Origin of the sequence: Streptomyces sp. NPDC046759, from assembly GCF_040645475.1 — a bacterium.
In the GTDB taxonomy this organism is placed as follows: domain Bacteria; phylum Actinomycetota; class Actinomycetes; order Streptomycetales; family Streptomycetaceae; genus Streptomyces.
In genome coordinates, this window is record NZ_JBEYYJ010000037.1 from 38,603 (window position 1) to 55,321 (window position 16,719).

Sequence of the window (16,719 nt, forward strand, 5' to 3'; positions counted from 1 at the left end):
TGCGGTCCGCCACGGCAAAGGAGAGTACGCGCCACACGGCGCGCTCTGTGGTGGCGCCGGGCAAATGGGATCAAACGATCTGCCACCATACGCACTCACCACCCCCGAAAGCAAACCTGCCGCATTTCCGCAGGTCAGGAGACCTCTCCATTCCTGGTGCCGCCGCCCGCCCCCCACGACGGCGTGCGGGGCGGCGACGGGATGCGGCACTGCCGTGCTCACCGCACGGCCCTCAGACCGGTGAACGGGCGCGACTCCCTTCGCCCCTTCCGAGATCACTCCGCGGCGCCCGCCCCGGGCGCCGGCGCCGGCTCGCGCTGCACCAGCTGCGGTCCCGTCTGCTCGTGCGCCGAGGAGGACGGCTCGGCGGACGGGGGCTCGGAGGTCGCGGGCGCCGGGGTGGTGGGCGGAGGCTCGGGCGGGGCGGAGGTGGCCGGCGGCGGCGTCGGGACCTCGGTGGGCGCCGGATCCCCCGGCCTGGCGGTCCCGCCGGGTTTCGCCGGGGCCGCGGGCGCGCTCTTCCCGCCGGACGGGCCGGCCGAGGGGGACGCCGACTCCTCTCCCGGCTTCGCCTTGCCGCCGCGCCGGTGTCTGGCATCACCCGCCGCGCCGTCGTGGCCGCCGAAGCCGCCGACACCGTCCACCGGGCCGCCGTCGCGTGCCGTGCCGCCGTGCTGCCCCGCCGAGTGCGAGGGTCTGGCCCGGCCCGCGTCGTCACCCACGTTCACACAGCCGGCGGCAACGGCGAGGGCCAGCACCGTGACGGTGAGCCGGACGGGTACGGGCAAGGGGCGCACGGCGGCCACCTCCGGAGGCAAGGAAAGGAGTCAACTTCCCCAACTCCCGCCACCCGCAGGAGGACACGCGTCCGGCACAGTCTGGTTCGTCCACCGGACGGTCACGGAGCCGCGGGCCCGGACGACCTCCCCGCCATGCTCCGCAGCCCGCAGAACGGCGGCGCAGGTCCGTGGGACGGGCGGGCCCCGCGACCTCCCGACCGACGAAGTCCTCCCCGACAATGGTCATGTGCTGGAGATGACACGCGACAGGTTCGAAGAACTGGTGAGTGAGGCCCTGGACCGGATCCCGCCGGAACTGACGCGGGTCATGGACAACGTGGCCGTGTTCGTGGAGGACGAACCTCCCGGCGACGACCCGGAGCTGCTGGGGCTGTACGAGGGGACCCCGCTCACGGAGCGCGGCGAGTGGTACGCCGGAGTCCTCCCGGACCGCATCACGATCTACATGGGCCCGATCCTGCGCTCCTGCGAGACGGCGCAGGACGTGGTCCAGGAAGTGGCCGTGACGGTCGTCCACGAGGTGGCGCACCACTTCGGGATCGAGGACGCACGGCTCCACCAACTGGGCTGGGGCTGACTTCACCGCAATCTCCGGTACGAGGGCCGCTGCGACAGCGGTGCGGCACCGCATATCCGCGCCGGTACGTGGGCATACGGCACCAATGGTCCGCGTCCCTGCCGCAGCCCTCCGCTCGATGACGAACCGCATACGGCCAGCCCGCCGCGACACCCGCCGGCTCCCCGTCCTCGAACTCGCCACCCGCCCCCGCCCCTGGCTCCGCGCCCTCGGACTGACGGCCGTCGTCCTCGCCGGCGCCTGGCTGGGCCTGCTGATCGTGGGGAACGTACGGGCGCCGGTCGGCCCGGTGAACACGACGATGGCGCTGCGTCCGTCACTCACCGGCGGCACCAAGATCAACATCTCTCCGCTGGGCGCGCTCACCCTCGACAGCCATGTGGCACCCGTCCGCCTGGACGTGAACGTGGACCAGCTCGACCCCCTCCGCTCCCAGGCCCTGGTCGACCACCCCGAGCGGATCTCCGGCCTCCAGGACGAGGTCGCCAGGGACGTCGAGCACGGCACGCTGGACCTGGCCGTGCGCTCCTGTGCCGCCGTGCTCGCCGGAGCCACGGCCCTCGGTCTCGCCGTCTACCGCAGCCCGCGCCGGGCCCTGGCCGCCGGCGGCCTCGCACTGACCCTGCTCGCCGCGTCCGGGGCGAGCGCGTACGCCACCTGGAATCCGAAGTCGGTCCTGGAACCGAAGTTCTCCGGGCTGCTCACCTCGGCACCGGCGGTGGTGGGCAACGCACGCAGCATCGTCACCGACTTCGACGTCTACCAGAAGGAGCTCGCCCGCCTGGTGACGAACGTGACGAAGCTGTACGACGTCACGTCCACGCTCCCGGCCTACCAGCCGGACCCCTCGACCATCCGGGTGCTGCACGTGTCGGACATCCACCTGAACCCGGCGAGCTGGAAGATCATCGCCTCGCTGGTGGAGCAGTACAAGGTGAACGTGATCGTCGACTCCGGCGACACGATGGACCACGGCATTGCGGCGGAGAACGGCTTCCTGGACCCGATCCAGGACCTCGGGGTGCCGTACGTCTGGGTGCGCGGCAACCACGACTCCCGGACCACCCAGCGCTATCTGGAGCGGATGAAGAACGTGCACGTCCTGGACGACGGACGGGCACAGACGGTCGCGGGCCTGCGGTTCGCGGGCATCGGCGACCCTCAGTTCACCCCCGACCGCTCGGTGGCGGCGGGCGGAGACGCGGCCGAGCAGCTGGCGGGCGACCGGCTGGCCAGCGCGCTGCGCGACCAGCGGGCGGCCGGCACACCGGTCGACGTGGCGATCGCCCATGAGCCGTCGGCGGCCCGGGAGACGGACGGCGGGGTGCCGCTGGTGCTCTGCGGCCATCTGCACCACGAGGGGGACGAGATGCTGCCCTACGGCACCCGGCTGCGCATGGAGGGCTCCACGGGCGGAAGCGGGCTGCGGGCGGTGGAACGCTCGTACCCCGCCCCCATCGAGGCCTCGATCCTCTACTTCGACCGCGACAGCCGCCGCCTCCAGGCCTGGGACGCGATCAAACTGGGCGGGCTGGGCGAGACGACTGCCGAGGTCAGCCGTCATCTGGCCGACGAGAACAGGCCGAAGGGCGCACCCTCGACAGGCACCCCCTCGCCCTCCTCCACCAGGTCGTCCGCCCCGCCGCCGTAAACCGTTTTGGCGATACTCCCCGCCATCCCATATGCTTCTCACGTCCCCGACGCGCTGAGAAGCGCCCAGGCGGGCCGATAGCCCTCATCGTCTAGCGGCCTAGGACGCCGCCCTTTCAAGGCGGTAGCACGGGTTCGAATCCCGTTGGGGGCACGCAATACCGTGTGCGACACTGTTGCACACACGCTTGGTCCTGTGGAGCAGTTTGGAGTGCTCGCCACCCTGTCAAGGTGGAGGCCGCGGGTTCAAATCCCGTCAGGACCGCTGGTGTTTCACGTGAAACACCGTGGCTGGGTAGCTCAGTTGGTACGAGCGTCCGCCTGAAAAGCGGAAGGTCGCCGGTTCGACCCCGGCCCCAGCCACAGCCAGAAGGCCCCGTTCGACGAACGGGGCCTTCGTCGTACGAGGCTGGTCGTGCTGGTCTGATGGAGGGATCCGTGGCAGACGACTTCCGGGGTTTCGACATCGCACGGCGTGGTTACGACCGCGCCCAGGTGGACGCCTATCTGACCCGGCCGGCCTCCGGTACGGCACCCGAGGCACCGCCTCCCTTCGACATCGTCCGGCGCGGGTACGACCGGGCGCAGGTGGACGCGCACATCGCACAGCTGCTGCACGAGGGGACGGGGAGATGAACCGGGACCAGACCGTCGCCGTGACGGCGGAGACCCAGCTGGAGAAGGTCCGGGCGCGGTACGGGCTGCTCGCGGTCGTCGTGAGCAATCTCGCGATCGCCGCGGTCGCGATCGTCGGGGTGTGGCTGCTCAACGGGGACAAGTCCGTGATCGTCGGCGTCCTGACCGCCGCGTTCACCGCGGTCAGCAGCATGACCACCGCCTACCTGGGCATCAAGGCCGTCTCCAACACCGCGCGTTCCCTCGCCCTCTCAGGCGGCGGCCGGCCCCGGCAGCACAGCGCACCGGCAGCCCCGCCGGACTCGGCCGACCCGGCGGCCCCCGGTGCTCCGGTGGCCCCGAAGGCACCCACAACACCCACGGCGCCCGTACCCACCCAGCACACCACTCCCCCCGCCTAGCTGGTGCTGCGACCGGAAAGGTTCACCGGCTCGCGACGCCCGGCACGGCACCTCGCCGCGTTGTCGCATCACCCGAGTACATCCCGTACGCGGGCGACGCTCCGCCTTGCGATGCTCCCCCACTGCCTGAAGGGCGTGGGAGGTGCCCCCAGCACCGGACGCCGCGAGCCTTCCGGCAAACCTTTCCGGTCACAGCACTAGCCCGGCTCGACCGGGCGGCCGCCCGGATGCCGGTCCCGCCAGATCGCGAAGACCGCGCAGGACAGCACCGCCCAGCCCGCGAGCACCAGGAACGGCAAGGCGTGCTGGTGGCCGCGGAAGTACACCGCGGTGTGCTGTGCGTTCACCGAGGCGCCGGGCGGCAGCCAGCGGCCGATGGTGCCGAGCGGGGAGGGCAGGAGCGGCCAGGAGACGGCGCCGCCGGACGAGGGGTTGCCCAGCAGCACCAGGAGACCCCAGGTCGGCAGCATGGCCCATCGCCCGAACAGGGTGTTGAACATCGTGAACACCACGCCCGTGGTGAACATCGTCAGCGCGAGGATCAGCCACGACTCCGTGAACGGCAGCTTCAGCGCCCCCAGCCACCAGTCCACCACCGCGGCGATCGTGAACCCGCCGAGCAGGGCGTAACAGGCGGTGACGGCGATGCGCTCCAGGGGGTTCAGGGCCCGCGCGTGCACGCTGAGCTGGATGGATCCGACCATGCCGACGATCACGGCGGCCAAGGAGATGTAGAAGATCGCCAGGCCCCGCGGGTCGCCCTTCTGCAACGGCTTGAGGTCATGGACCGTCACGGGCGTGCCGCTGACCGTGCCCACCTTCACCGCCGCCTCCGCGAGCACCTGGGCGACCGTGGACCCGGACGCCCCCGACACGTCCAGCGCGATCGCACGGCCGCCGGCGGGCGCCTCGATCACCCCGAACACCTCCTGCTGGTCCACCGCCTGCACCGCCGCCTCCCGGCTGCCGTAGGGGTGCAGTTTCAGCGAGGCGTCCAGGGCCTGGTCCATCCCCCCGATGAACCGCCGGGCCGTCGGCCGGTCGTAGGCGCCGGTCACCGCGATCGGGATGTTGTGGGGGGTCGGGTTGGCCATGGCGTACGTGTAGGAGCCGGCGAAGAGGCCCGCTGCGGCGGCGATGAGCAGGAGGAGGACCGTCGCGGGCAGGAAGGGGGACTGTTTGAAGGCCGTCCAGCGCGAATCGGACATACCGGCTACTTTGGCAGCTCGGCCGACCACCGGCGCCCCGAGTCAAATCGCTCGCGTGTTTTTCCGACGGGGTGAGATCCTGGACGGCGTATGTCTACGCACCCCGCCCCCGCTCTCGGCGCCCTCGCTCCCCGACTGACCGAACTGTCGCTGCGCGACGCGCAGCGGCTCGGCCGCCGGCTCGAGGGCGCGCGCAAGATCCGTAAGCCGGAAGCCCGCGCCGCCGTCCTCGCCGAGATCGAGGCGGAGGTCGGCAAGGGCGAGGCCCGGATGGCCGAGCGGCGCTCCCGTGTGCCCGCGATCGGCTATCCGGAGCAGCTGCCGGTCAGCCAGAGGAAGGACGCGATCGCGGCGGCCATCCGCGATCATCAGGTCGTCATCGTCGCCGGTGAGACCGGTTCCGGGAAGACCACGCAGATCCCGAAGATCTGTCTGGAACTGGGCCGCGGCGTGCGCGGCATGATCGGACACACCCAGCCCCGCCGGATCGCCGCCCGCACCGTCGCAGAGCGGGTCGCGGACGAGCTGCGGACCCCGCTCGGCGAGGCCGTCGGCTGGAAGGTGCGGTTCACCGACCAGGTGAACCCGGACGCCACGTTCATCAAGCTGATGACGGACGGCATCCTGCTCGCCGAGATCCAGACCGACCGCGAGCTGCGCGCCTACGACACGATCATCATCGACGAGGCACACGAGCGGTCCCTCAACATCGACTTCCTGCTCGGCTATCTGGCGCAGCTGCTGCCGAAGCGGCCGGACCTCAAGGTCGTCATCACCTCCGCGACCATCGACCCCGAGCGCTTCTCCCGGCACTTCGGCGACGCCCCGATCATCGAGGTCAGCGGGCGTACGTACCCGGTGGAGGTGCGCTACCGGCCGCTTCTGGAGGAGGACTCCGAGGACGCCGACCGGGACCAGATCACCGCCATCACCGACGCCGTCGAGGAGCTGATGGCGGAGGGGAAGGGAGACATCCTCGTCTTCCTCTCCGGCGAGCGGGAGATCCGGGACACGGCGGACGCGCTGGAGAAGAAGAAGTACAGGTACACCGAGGTCCTCCCCCTGTACGCGCGGCTCTCCCACGCCGAGCAGCACCGGGTCTTCCAGCCGCACACCGGGCGCAGGATCGTGCTGGCCACGAACGTCGCGGAGACCTCCCTCACCGTCCCCGGCATCAAGTACGTCATCGACCCCGGCTTCGCCCGCATCAGCCGCTACAGCCACCGCACCAAGGTGCAGCGGCTGCCCATCGAGCCGATCTCGCAGGCGAGCGCCAACCAGCGCAAAGGCCGCTGCGGCCGTACCTCCGACGGCATCTGCATCCGGCTGTACTCCGAGGACGACTTCCTCGCCCGACCGGAGTTCACGGACGCCGAGATCCTGCGGACGAACCTGGCCTCGGTCATCCTCCAGATGACCGCGGCCGGACTCGGCGACATCGAGAAGTTCCCCTTCATCGATCCGCCGGACCACCGCAACATCCGCGACGGCGTCCAGCTGCTGCAGGAACTGGGCGCGCTGGACCCCGCGCAGAAGGACGTCCGCAAGCGGCTCACCGACACCGGACGCAAACTGGCCCAGCTGCCCGTCGACCCGCGCCTGGCCCGCATGGTCCTGGAAGCCGACAGGAACGGCTGTGTCCGCGAGGTCATGGTCATCGCCGCCGCGCTGTCCATCCAGGACCCGCGCGAGCGCCCCGCCGACAAGCAGGCCCAGGCCGACCAGCAGCACGCCCGCTTCAAGGACGAGACCAGCGACTTCCTCGCCTATCTGAACCTGTGGCGGTACGTCCGCGAGCAGCAGAAGGAGCGGGGCTCCAGCTCCTTCCGCCGGATGTGCAAGCAGGAGTACCTGAACTTCCTGCGCATCCGCGAATGGCAGGACATCTACACCCAACTGCGCACGGTCGCCAAGCAGATGGGCATCCACCTCGCCGAGGAGGACGCCCCGGCCGACCGCATCCACACCTCCCTCCTCGCCGGGCTGCTCTCCCACATCGGGATGAAGGACGTCCGAGACGGCAGCAAGAACGAGTACCTGGGCGCCCGCAACGCCAAGTTCGCGATCTTCCCGGGCTCGGCCCTGTTCAAGAAGCAGCCGAAGTTCGTGATGTCGGCCGAGCTGGTGGAGACCTCCAGGCTCTGGGCGCGGGTCAACGCCAGGATCGAACCGGAGTGGGTCGAACCGCTCGCCGGTCACCTCCTGAAGCGGACGTACAGCGAACCGCACTGGGAGAAGGACCAGGCGGCCGTGATGGCGTTCGAGAAGGTCACGCTGTACGGCGTTCCGATCGTCGCCCAGCGCAAGGTGAACTACGGCCGCATCGACCCGGAGACGAGCCGTGAGCTGTTCATCCGCAACGCGCTGGTCGAGGGCGACTGGCGCACGCACCACAAGTTCTTCGCCGACAACCGCAGGCTCCTCAGCGAGGTCGAGGAGCTGGAGCACCGGGCGCGGCGCCGGGACATCGTGGTCGACGACGACACGCTCTTCGACTTCTACGACCAGCGGGTGCCCGAACACGTCGTGTCCGGCGCGCACTTCGACTCCTGGTGGAAGCGGAAGCGGCACGAGCAGCCCGACTACCTGGACTTCGAGCGGGAGATGCTCATCCGGGAGTCGGCGGAGGCGGTCACCAAGGCCGACTACCCGGACTCCTGGCGGCAGGGCGCGCTCAAGTTCCGGGTGACCTACCAGTTCGAGCCGGGCGCGGACGCCGACGGCGTGACGGTCCACATCCCGCTCCAGGTCCTCAACCAGGTCACGGACGAGGGCTTCGACTGGCAGATCCCGGGGCTGCGCGAGGAGGTCGTCACGGAGCTGATCCGGTCCCTCCCCAAGCCGGTCCGCCGCAACTACGTGCCCGCGCCGAACTACGCCAGGGCCTTCCTGGAGAAGGCGGTGCCCCTCCAGGAGCCGCTGACCGTGACGATGGCCCGCGAGCTGAAGCGGATGGTCGGCGTGCCCTTCGAGGCGGACGACTTCGACTGGTCCAAGATCCCCGACCACTTGAAGATCACGTTCCGGATCGTCGACGAGCGGCGCCGGAAGCTGGCCGAGGACAAGGACCTGGAGGCGCTCAAGCTCAAGCTGAAGCCGAAGGCGCGGCAGGCTCTGTCCCAGGCGGCGGCAGCGACCGCCTCGCGGGAGGGCGGCCCCTCCCTGGAACGCAAGGGCCTGACCGACTGGACCATCGGCACGCTCAGCCGCGTCTTCGAGACCCGTCGCGCCGGCCAGCCGGTCAAGGCGTACCCGGCACTGGTGGACGACGGCGACACGGTCTCGGTCCGCCTCTTCGACACCGAGGCCGAGCAGGCGGAGGCCATGTGGAAGGGCACCCGGCGCCTGATCCTGCGGAACATCCCGGTGAACCCCGCGAAGTTCGCGTCCGACAAGCTCACCAACCAGCAGAAGCTCGCCCTGTCCGCCAACCCGCACGGCTCGGTCCAGGCCCTGTTCGACGACTGCGCGACGGCGGCGGCGGACAAGCTGATCGCGGACTTCGGCGGGCCCGTGTGGGACGAGGAGTCGTACCGGAAGCTGTACGACAAGGTGCGCGCGGAGATCGTCGACACGACGGTCCGCACGGTCGCCCAGGTGCAGCAGGTCCTGGCGGCCTGGCAGGCCTGTGAGCGCCGTCTGAAGGCCGTGAACAGCCCGGTGCTGCTCGCGAACCTGACGGACGTCCGCAAGCAGCTGGACGCCCTCGTGAAGCCGGGCTTCGTCACCTGGGCGGGCATACGGCGCCTGCCCGACCTGATGCGCTATCTCGTGGCCGCCGACCGGCGCCTGCAGCAGATGCCGACGAACGTCCAGCGGGACACCACGCGCATGGAGAAGGTCCACGAGATGCAGGACGAGTACGCCTGGCTCCTGGAGCAGCTCCCCAAGGGCCGGCCGGTGCCGTCCTCGGTCCTGGACGTCCGCTGGATGATCGAGGAGCTCAGGGTCAGCTATTTCGCCCACGCGCTGGGCACGGCGTACCCGGTCTCCGACAAGCGGATCGTGAAGGCGATCGACGCCATCGTGTCGTAGTCACTCGAACACAGCGGGTGAGTTCGACCAGGCGGCCCCACCTCCTGTACAGTCTCTTCTCGCAGCGCAGTGCACCGAGCAAGGCGCCGCGAAACCTGGTCCTGTGGAGCAGTTTGGAGTGCTCGCCACCCTGTCAAGGTGGAGGCCGCGGGTTCAAATCCCGTCAGGACCGCATCAGGAGTGAGGCCCGCCCCCCGTAAGGGGAGCGGGCCTCATCGCTTTGGGCCCGCTTCCGGCGTCGGAGGCGGGCCCTTCGGTGTACGGGCGGTGCGTGGCGTCGGCACCGGAGGAGCGCCGCCCAACCGGCCGAGCCGCTCGCGCCCTTGACGACGTCACATTCCGCCGGTACCCAGGGACCAGGGCCCGTTCCCCTGTGCGGTCCGCGGAGGTGGCGTATGGCGGCATCGGCCAGGCACGAGACGCGGGCGCTGCTGAGGGCCCATCTGGCGGCCGCATCGTCCTACCGGCATCTCACCCGCCACTGCCCCGTCTGCCATCGCCTGCTGCGGCTGGCGATGGACGCGCCCTCCCGGGTCCCGGAAGCGAGCGACGGACAAGCCGAGGACGAAAGTCCCCGCAGCGCGTGACCCCTGCCGGCCCCAACGGCCCTGCCCGCGCGGGACGCTGGAACGGGCCGCTCCACTAGCGCAAGCGTACGGTCGGCAACAACTGCCCGAGCGTGTGATGGGAGTCACCGCATGAGTTTTTGAAAGGGCGGTACTTACCCTCGTCCTACAACGGGTCAATTTAATATGTGCAATTGCACCTGCCACCGAGGGCGCGCGCAAGGGTTCCGACACCGCTGCCCAGACTCCGACAAGGCCGCCCACAAGGGCCCGCCCCCACCCCGGCCGGCGCACAAAAAAGATCGCGCTGGACCCGGCGGAGTCCAGCGCGATCTACGACGCACCCTGTGTCGCTGCCTACAACGTTCTCTTCGGCTCGGGCGTGGGGCCTGTTGGGGCAGGTCCCGCGTCGCTTGGAGCTAGGGGTTCGGGCGCCGCGGCCGGTTGGGGGACCTGCCGGTTTGCCCGTTTATGCAGTTGTTCAGGCCTCGCTGCGCTGCTGCGGGATGCCCGCGAGCAGAGCGCGGACCTCGGCCTCGCGGTAGCGGCGGTGCCCGCCGAGCGTACGGATCGAAGTGAGCTTGCCGGCCTTCGCCCACCGCGTGACCGTCTTGGGGTCGACGCGGAACATCGTGGCGACCTCAGCCGGGGTCAGCAGCGGCTCGGCATCAGGGGTGCGAGCGGTCATGAGCGGCCTCCTCGGGAGAACCGAACCTTCTCGGTTCTTTCCTCTAAATTCTGCACCTTGACCCGCGTTGCCCGAAATGGCGGACGCGAGTCGAGTCGGTTATAGGACGAACGGCTTGTCCTCGGCACTACAACTACACCATCTGTCCAGCCGCGTCGGCCAAACCGATGGAATTGCCCTCCCAGGTGTTCATCAGCGACGGAAGCCGATGGACCATGCCATAGCGGACAGTCACGCCACTGTGACGATCAGTCACAGGGGCGATCAGGAGTCACGAGACCCCCCAAAGCGCGCAATGCCGAGAATCCGCCCACAATGGAGCACAGTTGGACGGACGGAGCCCTCCCCGGGCCCCTTGTCCTATTTTGGCATGAGGGGCGGCACTTAGGGCAAGGCTCTTGTAAGTGCCGTCCGTCACCCTTGAGACAAAAGTCCAGATCGGGACCATCGTCCCGGCACAGGGACAAGTGTCATAGACCGTACGTCGTTCGAGGCCGTTCGAGCCGTGACGTAGGTCACTCGGTCAGGTGCCCCGTCACGTCACTCGGTCGCGTCCCTCAGTTCGCCGAGCGCCGGTCCCGCACCGCACGCCATCGCTCCACCAGCCGCACGTAGGCCTCGCCGGCCGCCGCCCCGTCACCCCGGCGCAGCGCCTCGATGCCCTCGGCCACGTCGGCCGCGGAGTGGTCGCCCTCCAGCTCGCCGGCCGGCAGCACGTGCACCAGACCGCCGTAGTCCAGTTCCACCAGCGAGCGCGGATGGAACTCCTCCAGCCAGCGGCCGACGTCCACCAGACCGTCGATCAGGGGACTTTCGTCGACGGTGTCCCGCAGCGTGCGCAGCCCCCGGGCCACCCGGCGCCGGGCCTGCACCATGGGCGTGCGGTAGCGCAGCAGCGGCGGCACCTCCGCGGTGCCCTTCTCGTAGCGCCGCTCCTCGTCGGAGACCAGCACGAACCAGTTCAGCGGCACCTGCCAGGTGGCCGTACGGATCCACGGGCGGGCGTCGGGGTTGCGCGCCAGCCAGCGCTCGTAGTCCTGGGCGGCCTGGCGGCGCACGACCGGGGGCAGCACCGCGTCCAGGACCGGCACGGGAAGCTCCTCCGCCAGCTCGCCGAGCGCCTGCCAGCCGCGCAGCCGGGTCCGCCAGGGGCACACGCAGACCACGCCGTCGACGTCCAGCACGAAGGCGTCGCTGCTCTCGTGCACCGGCACCACGACCGGCGGGGTGGGCAGCAAGTCGGCCAGGGAGCGGCGCAGTTCGTCCTGGTAGGACGGCCGGTCGGGGCGGCGGGCGTAACGGGCCCAGTGGCTGCGCTCCGGCTCCGGGAAGGCGCCCAGCGGCTCGTACACGCGCAGATACGCGGCATAGGGGACGACCACGGAGGACACCTTCGGCACGCCTGCTCCCTCCCCATCGGGACCCGCTCGAAACACTGCAAATCGTGCCACGGTCATGCGTGCCAAGACGGTGCGGGAGAGTGATCCTGAACACTGCGCGGATGGTGGTCGTGCCGAGGCTCTACGCTCATGCCACGGCACCCCGCCACCCGCACGGGGTCCGTCCCCACTCCGCCGCTATTTACACAGGAGTCACCACAGTGACCGACGTAACCGGCGCACCTGCTGATGTCCTGCACACCCTGTTCCACTCGGACCAGGGCGGCCATGAGCAGGTCGTGCTCTGTCAGGACCGCGCGACCGGTCTGAAGGCCGTGATCGCCATCCACTCCACCGCCCTGGGCCCGGCCCTCGGCGGGACCCGCTTCTACCCGTACGCGAACGAGGCCGAGGCCGTCGCCGACGCGCTCAACCTCGCGCGCGGGATGTCGTACAAGAACGCCATGGCCGGACTCGACCACGGCGGCGGCAAGGCCGTGATCATCGGCGATCCGGAGCGCGACAAGACCGAGGAGCTGCTGCTCGCCTACGGTCGCATGGTCGCCTCGCTCGGCGGGCGCTACGTCACCGCGTGCGACGTCGGCACCTACGTCGCCGACATGGACGTCGTGGCCCGCGAGTGCCGCTGGACCACCGGCCGCTCCCCCGAGAACGGCGGCGCCGGCGACTCCTCCGTGCTCACCGCCTACGGCGTCTACCAGGGCATGCGCGCCTCCGCCCAGCACCTGTGGGGCGACCCCTCGCTGCGCGGCCGCAAGGTCGGCATCGCCGGTGTCGGCAAGGTGGGCCACCACCTGGTGAAGCACCTGCGCCAGGAGGGAGCCGAGGTCGTCGTCACGGACGTGCGCACGGACGCCGTCCAGCGGATCCTCGAGCAGTACCCCGAGGGCGTGACGGCGGTCGCCGACACCGAGGCGCTGATCCGCGTCGAGGGGCTCGACATCTACGCTCCCTGCGCGCTCGGCGGCGCCCTGAACGACCACAGCGTGCCCGTGCTGACCGCCCGGGTGGTGTGCGGCGCGGCCAACAACCAGCTCGCCCACCCCGGCGTCGAGAAGGACCTCGCGGACCGCGGGATCCTCTACGCGCCGGACTACGTGGTGAACGCCGGCGGGGTCATCCAGGTGGCCGACGAACTGCACGGGTTCGACTTCGACCGGTGCAGGGCCAAGGCGTCGAAGATCTTCGACACCACGCTGGCCATATTCGCACGTGCGAAGGAGGACGGCATTCCGCCGGCCGCGGCCGCCGACCGGATCGCCGAGCAGCGGATGGCCGAGGCGCGCGCGGGACGTACGGAGCAGTGACGGGCACCGGGCGCGTATCGCACGTTTGAGCGGTACCCGCCGGCGGGAACTTCGAGAGAACTCTCACTTCCACCGGCGGGTCGTTCCCCGAGAAGTGGTTAAAATCGCCACTGACCAGCGAGGACGGGGCGCCTCGAAGGTCTTGGGCACACGCGCGTGCTGCGGGCGACGTACCGTATGGGCGCGGGCTCAGGTACCGTGGAAGCCCTACGGACCGGTCTCTCCACGGAGGGTCCGTTCCGATCATGAACGCGTGTCAGACTCTGGGGCCGTCGAGCCCCGTCACCGAGGGGGTCGAGCCATGGGGCGCGGCCGGGCCAAGGCCAAGCAGACGAAGGTCGCCCGCCAGCTGAAGTACAACAGCGGTGGGACTGACCTGTCACGGCTGGCCAGTGAACTGGGCGCATCGACTTCGAGCCAGCCGCCGAACGGCGAGCCGTTCGAGGACGATGAGAACGACGACGATCTCTATTCTCGATACGCCGACCTCTATGAGGACGACGACGAGGACGAGGACGAGGGTCCCTCACAGCACCGTCGCGGCGCTTGACCTAGTACTCAGCACCTGCCCGGTCGGTGGCACTGCCACCGACCGGGTTCTGTGCTACCCGCAGGTTCGGCTCGTGGCGCCTTTAGAGCGCATACGTCCCGACCAGCTCGGCGCCGGTGTCCTTGTCGCCCCGCTCGGTGATCTCGCCGGCCACCCATGCCTCGACACCGCGGTCGGCCAGGGTCGCGAGGGCCACCTCGGTGGACTCCTCGGGGACGATCGCCATCATGCCGACGCCCATGTTGAGGGTCTTCTCCAGCTCCAGGCGCTCGACGTTCCCGGTCTTCCCGACCAGCTCGAAGATCGCACCCGGGGTCCAGGTGGCGCGGTCGACGGTCGCGTGCAGCGCGTCCGGGATCACGCGGGCCAGATTGGCCGCGAGCCCGCCGCCGGTGATGTGGCTGAAGGCGTGCACCTCAGCGGTGCGGGTCAGCGCCAGGCAGTCGAGCGAGTAGATCTTGGTCGGCTCCAGCAGCTCCTCGCCGAGGGTGCGGCCGAGCTCCGCGACCTCCGACTCCAGGGCCAGGCCCGCGGTGTTCAGGAGGACGTGGCGGACCAGGGAGTACCCGTTCGAGTGAAGCCCGGAGGACGCCATGGCGATCACGGTGTCACCCTTGCGGATGCGATCCGCGCCGAGCAGCCGGTCGGCCTCCACGACGCCCGTACCGGCACCGGCGACGTCGAAGTCGTCCTCGCCCAGCAGGCCCGGGTGCTCGGCCGTCTCGCCGCCCACCAGGGCGCATCCGGCGAGCACACAGCCCTCCGCGATGCCCTTGACGATGGCGGCGACACGCTCGGGGTGGACCTTGCCGACGCAGATGTAGTCCGTCATGAACAGCGGCTCGGCACCGCACACCACGATGTCGTCCATGACCATCGCGACCAGGTCGTGCCCGATGGAGTCGTAGACGCCCATGCGGCGGGCGACGTCCACCTTGGTGCCGACCCCGTCCGTGGCGGAGGCGAGCAGGGGGCGCTCGTAGCGCTTGAGGGCGGAGGCGTCGAAGAGCCCGGCGAAGCCGCCGAGGCCGCCGAGGACCTCGGGGCGCTGGGTCTTCTTCACCCACTCCTTCATCAGCTCGACGGCGCGGTCGCCCGCCTCGATGTCGACGCCCGCCGCTGCGTAGCTGGCACCGGTTGTCTCAGACATGACTGTGAGAGCTTTCGTGTCGTACTGCAGGGTGTTACGGGCGGCGGATCGCGTCGGCCGCGGCCGTGTTGGCGGTACCGGCCGCCAGCTCGGTCTCCAGCAGCTGCTTGCCGAGCAGCTCCGGGTCCGGCAGTTCCATCGGGTACTCGCCGTCGAAGCAGGCGCGGCACAGGTTCGGCTTGGCGATCGTGGTCGCCTCGATCATGCCGTCGATGGAGATGTAGGCGAGGGAGTCGGCGCCGAGGCTGGTGCCGATCTCCTCGATGGTCATGCCGTTGGCGATCAGCTCCGCGCGCGTGGCGAAGTCGATGCCGAAGAAGCAGGGCCACTTCACGGGCGGCGAGGAGATCCGGATGTGGACCTCGGCGGCGCCGGCCTCGCGGAGCATGCGGACCAGGGCCCGCTGGGTGTTGCCGCGCACGATCGAGTCGTCGACGACGACCAGGCGCTTGCCCTTGATGACTTCCTTCAGCGGGTTCAGCTTCAGGCGGATGCCCAGCTGGCGGATGGTCTGCGAGGGCTGGATGAAGGTCCGGCCGACGTAGGCGTTCTTCACCAGGCCGTTGCCGAAGGGGATGCCGGAGGCTTCCGCGTAACCGATGGCGGCCGGGGTGCCCGACTCCGGGGTCGCTATGACCAGATCGGCCTCGACCGGGGCCTCCTTGGCGAGCCGGCGGCCCATCTCCACACGGGAGAGGTACACGTTCCGGCCGGCGATGTCGGTGTCCGGGCGGGCCAGGTACACGTACTCGAAGACACAGCCCTTGGGCTTCGCTTCCGCGAATCGCGAGCTGCGCAGGCCGTTCTCGTCGATGGCGACGAACTCGCCCGGCTCGATCTCCCGCACGAAGCTCGCGCCGCAGATGTCGAGGGCTGCGGACTCGGAGGCGACCACCCAGCCGCGCTCCAGGCGGCCGAGGACCAGCGGGCGGATGCCCTGCGGGTCACGGCCGGCGTAGAGGGTCTGCTCGTCCATGAAGACGAGCGAGAAGGCGCCCCGCACCTTCGGCAGGACCTGGTGGGCGGCCTGCTCGATGGTGACCGGCTTGCCGTCCTCGTCGACCTGGGCGGCGAGCAGCGCCGTCAGCAGGTCGGTGTCGTTGGTGGCCGCGACCCGGCTGGAACGGCTGTTGTTGTCGTTCGGCAGCTCGGCGACCATCTGGGCGAGCTGGGCCGTGTTGACCAGGTTGCCGTTGTGGCCGAGCGCGATCGAGCCGTGCGCGGTGGCGCGGAACGTCGGCTGGGCGTTCTCCCACACGGAGGCGCCGGTGGTCGAGTAGCGGGCGTGTCCGACCGCGATATGGCCCTGGAGGGAACCGAGCGAGGTCTCGTCGAAGACCTGGGAGACCAGGCCCATGTCCTTGAAGACGAGGATCTGGGAGCCGTTGCTGACCGCGATTCCCGCGGATTCCTGACCCCGGTGCTGGAGGGCGTAGAGCCCGAAGTACGTGAGCTTTGCGACCTCTTCACCCGGAGCCCAGACGCCGAAGACGCCGCAAGCGTCCTGGGGGCCCTTCTCGCCGGGAAGCAGATCGTGATTGAGTCGACCGTCACCACGTGGCACGCCACCGAGTGTAGGCGAGGTCGACCACTGGTCCGAATTGGGGATACGCGTCCCTGACCCGCCAGTGTTTGCCGATCACCTTGTCGGTTTCCTCGTTTCCACTGGTCAGCGGGGTGGCTGGGGCGTTGCGCAGACCTGCGGTGGCCCTGCGGGCGGCGGTCGCGGATCCCTTTGGCCTGGTGCACGA

14 protein-coding genes and 4 tRNA genes are annotated in these 16,719 nt (G+C 69.9%); 12 read left to right on the plus strand and 6 right to left on the minus strand.

The genetic code is table 11. From position 1 onward, the window contains the following. Positions 1 to 275 precede the first annotated feature (275 nt). On the minus strand, positions 276 to 797 hold the full coding sequence (locus tag ABZ919_RS35925) for a hypothetical protein (protein ID WP_361256628.1): 522 nt from the start codon (positions 795 to 797) through the stop codon (positions 276 to 278). Positions 798 to 1,026: 229 nt separating this feature from the next. Here ABZ919_RS35925 and ABZ919_RS35930 point away from each other — a divergent pair, with 229 nt between their 5' ends. From ABZ919_RS35930 to ABZ919_RS35960, 7 genes are all read left to right on the plus strand, one after another. Beyond that, the gene (locus ABZ919_RS35930) at positions 1,027 to 1,377 is read left to right on the plus strand and encodes a metallopeptidase family protein (RefSeq protein ID WP_361256631.1); all 351 of its coding nucleotides are present in this window, start codon (positions 1,027 to 1,029) and stop codon (positions 1,375 to 1,377) included. 118 nt (positions 1,378 to 1,495) lie between these two features. Beyond that, on the plus strand, positions 1,496 to 3,028 hold the full coding sequence (locus ABZ919_RS35935) for a metallophosphoesterase (protein WP_361256633.1): 1,533 nt from the start codon (positions 1,496 to 1,498) through the stop codon (positions 3,026 to 3,028). An 80-nt stretch (positions 3,029 to 3,108) separates the two neighbouring features. Next, positions 3,109 to 3,181 (plus strand) — tRNA-Glu (locus ABZ919_RS35940). A 36-nt stretch (positions 3,182 to 3,217) separates the two neighbouring features. Beyond that, positions 3,218 to 3,292 (plus strand) — tRNA-Asp (locus ABZ919_RS35945). A 24-nt stretch (positions 3,293 to 3,316) separates the two neighbouring features. Further along, positions 3,317 to 3,390 (plus strand) — tRNA-Phe (locus ABZ919_RS35950). Between the two features lie 75 nt (positions 3,391 to 3,465). After that, positions 3,466 to 3,663 carry a DivIVA domain-containing protein gene (locus ABZ919_RS35955; protein WP_361256637.1) on the plus strand — a complete coding sequence of 66 codons (198 nt, stop codon included), beginning with the start codon at positions 3,466 to 3,468 and terminating at the stop codon, positions 3,661 to 3,663. Next, a complete protein-coding gene (locus ABZ919_RS35960; RefSeq protein ID WP_361256640.1) occupies positions 3,660 to 4,064 on the plus strand; it encodes a hypothetical protein in 405 nt (134 codons plus the stop codon). The genes ABZ919_RS35955 and ABZ919_RS35960 overlap by 4 nt, the downstream gene beginning before the upstream one ends. Positions 4,065 to 4,261: 197 nt before the next feature. Here the strand turns inward: ABZ919_RS35960 and ABZ919_RS35965 are convergent, their stop codons facing one another. After that, positions 4,262 to 5,272 carry an ABC transporter permease gene (locus tag ABZ919_RS35965; RefSeq protein WP_361256643.1) on the minus strand — a complete coding sequence of 337 codons (1,011 nt, stop codon included), beginning with the start codon at positions 5,270 to 5,272 and terminating at the stop codon, positions 4,262 to 4,264. A gap of 90 nt (positions 5,273 to 5,362) precedes the next feature. Here ABZ919_RS35965 and hrpA point away from each other — a divergent pair, with 90 nt between their 5' ends. The 3 genes from hrpA (at position 5,363) to ABZ919_RS35980 (ending at position 9,894) form a co-directional block, all read left to right on the plus strand. After that, on the plus strand, positions 5,363 to 9,307 hold the full coding sequence (hrpA, locus tag ABZ919_RS35970) for an ATP-dependent RNA helicase HrpA (protein ID WP_361256646.1): 3,945 nt from the start codon (positions 5,363 to 5,365) through the stop codon (positions 9,305 to 9,307). Positions 9,308 to 9,404: 97 nt separating this feature from the next. Next, positions 9,405 to 9,479: transfer RNA gene (locus tag ABZ919_RS35975), tRNA-Asp, on the plus strand. Positions 9,480 to 9,702: 223 nt separating this feature from the next. Then, entirely contained in the window at positions 9,703 to 9,894 is a 192-nt protein-coding gene (locus tag ABZ919_RS35980) for a DUF6274 family protein (protein ID WP_361256649.1), read from the plus strand. Positions 9,895 to 10,354: 460 nt separating this feature from the next. Here ABZ919_RS35980 and bldC read toward each other — a convergent pair whose 3' ends face one another. Beyond that, positions 10,355 to 10,561, minus strand: a complete 207-nt coding sequence (bldC, locus tag ABZ919_RS35985; protein WP_003949541.1) for a developmental transcriptional regulator BldC — start codon at positions 10,559 to 10,561, stop codon at positions 10,355 to 10,357. Positions 10,562 to 11,118: 557 nt separating this feature from the next. Further along, positions 11,119 to 11,961, minus strand: a complete 843-nt coding sequence (locus tag ABZ919_RS35990) for a hypothetical protein (RefSeq protein WP_361256652.1) — start codon at positions 11,959 to 11,961, stop codon at positions 11,119 to 11,121. A gap of 200 nt (positions 11,962 to 12,161) precedes the next feature. Here ABZ919_RS35990 and ABZ919_RS35995 point away from each other — a divergent pair, with 200 nt between their 5' ends. Together ABZ919_RS35995 and ABZ919_RS36000 are read left to right on the plus strand one after the other, a co-directional pair. After that, positions 12,162 to 13,268 carry a Glu/Leu/Phe/Val dehydrogenase dimerization domain-containing protein gene (locus tag ABZ919_RS35995; RefSeq protein WP_361256654.1) on the plus strand — a complete coding sequence of 369 codons (1,107 nt, stop codon included), beginning with the start codon at positions 12,162 to 12,164 and terminating at the stop codon, positions 13,266 to 13,268. Positions 13,269 to 13,569: 301 nt separating this feature from the next. Then, positions 13,570 to 13,818 (plus strand): DUF3073 domain-containing protein, encoded by a 249-nt coding sequence (locus ABZ919_RS36000; RefSeq protein ID WP_361256657.1) that lies wholly within the window; start codon positions 13,570 to 13,572, stop codon positions 13,816 to 13,818. An 82-nt stretch (positions 13,819 to 13,900) separates the two neighbouring features. Here ABZ919_RS36000 and purM read toward each other — a convergent pair whose 3' ends face one another. Both purM and purF read right to left on the minus strand, forming a co-directional pair. Further along, positions 13,901 to 14,968, minus strand: coding sequence for a phosphoribosylformylglycinamidine cyclo-ligase (purM, locus tag ABZ919_RS36005; RefSeq protein WP_361256660.1), 1,068 nt, complete (start codon positions 14,966 to 14,968; stop codon positions 13,901 to 13,903). Between the two features lie 34 nt (positions 14,969 to 15,002). Next, a complete protein-coding gene (purF, locus tag ABZ919_RS36010) occupies positions 15,003 to 16,532 on the minus strand; it encodes an amidophosphoribosyltransferase (RefSeq protein WP_361256663.1) in 1,530 nt (509 codons plus the stop codon). Positions 16,533 to 16,719 lie beyond the last annotated feature (187 nt).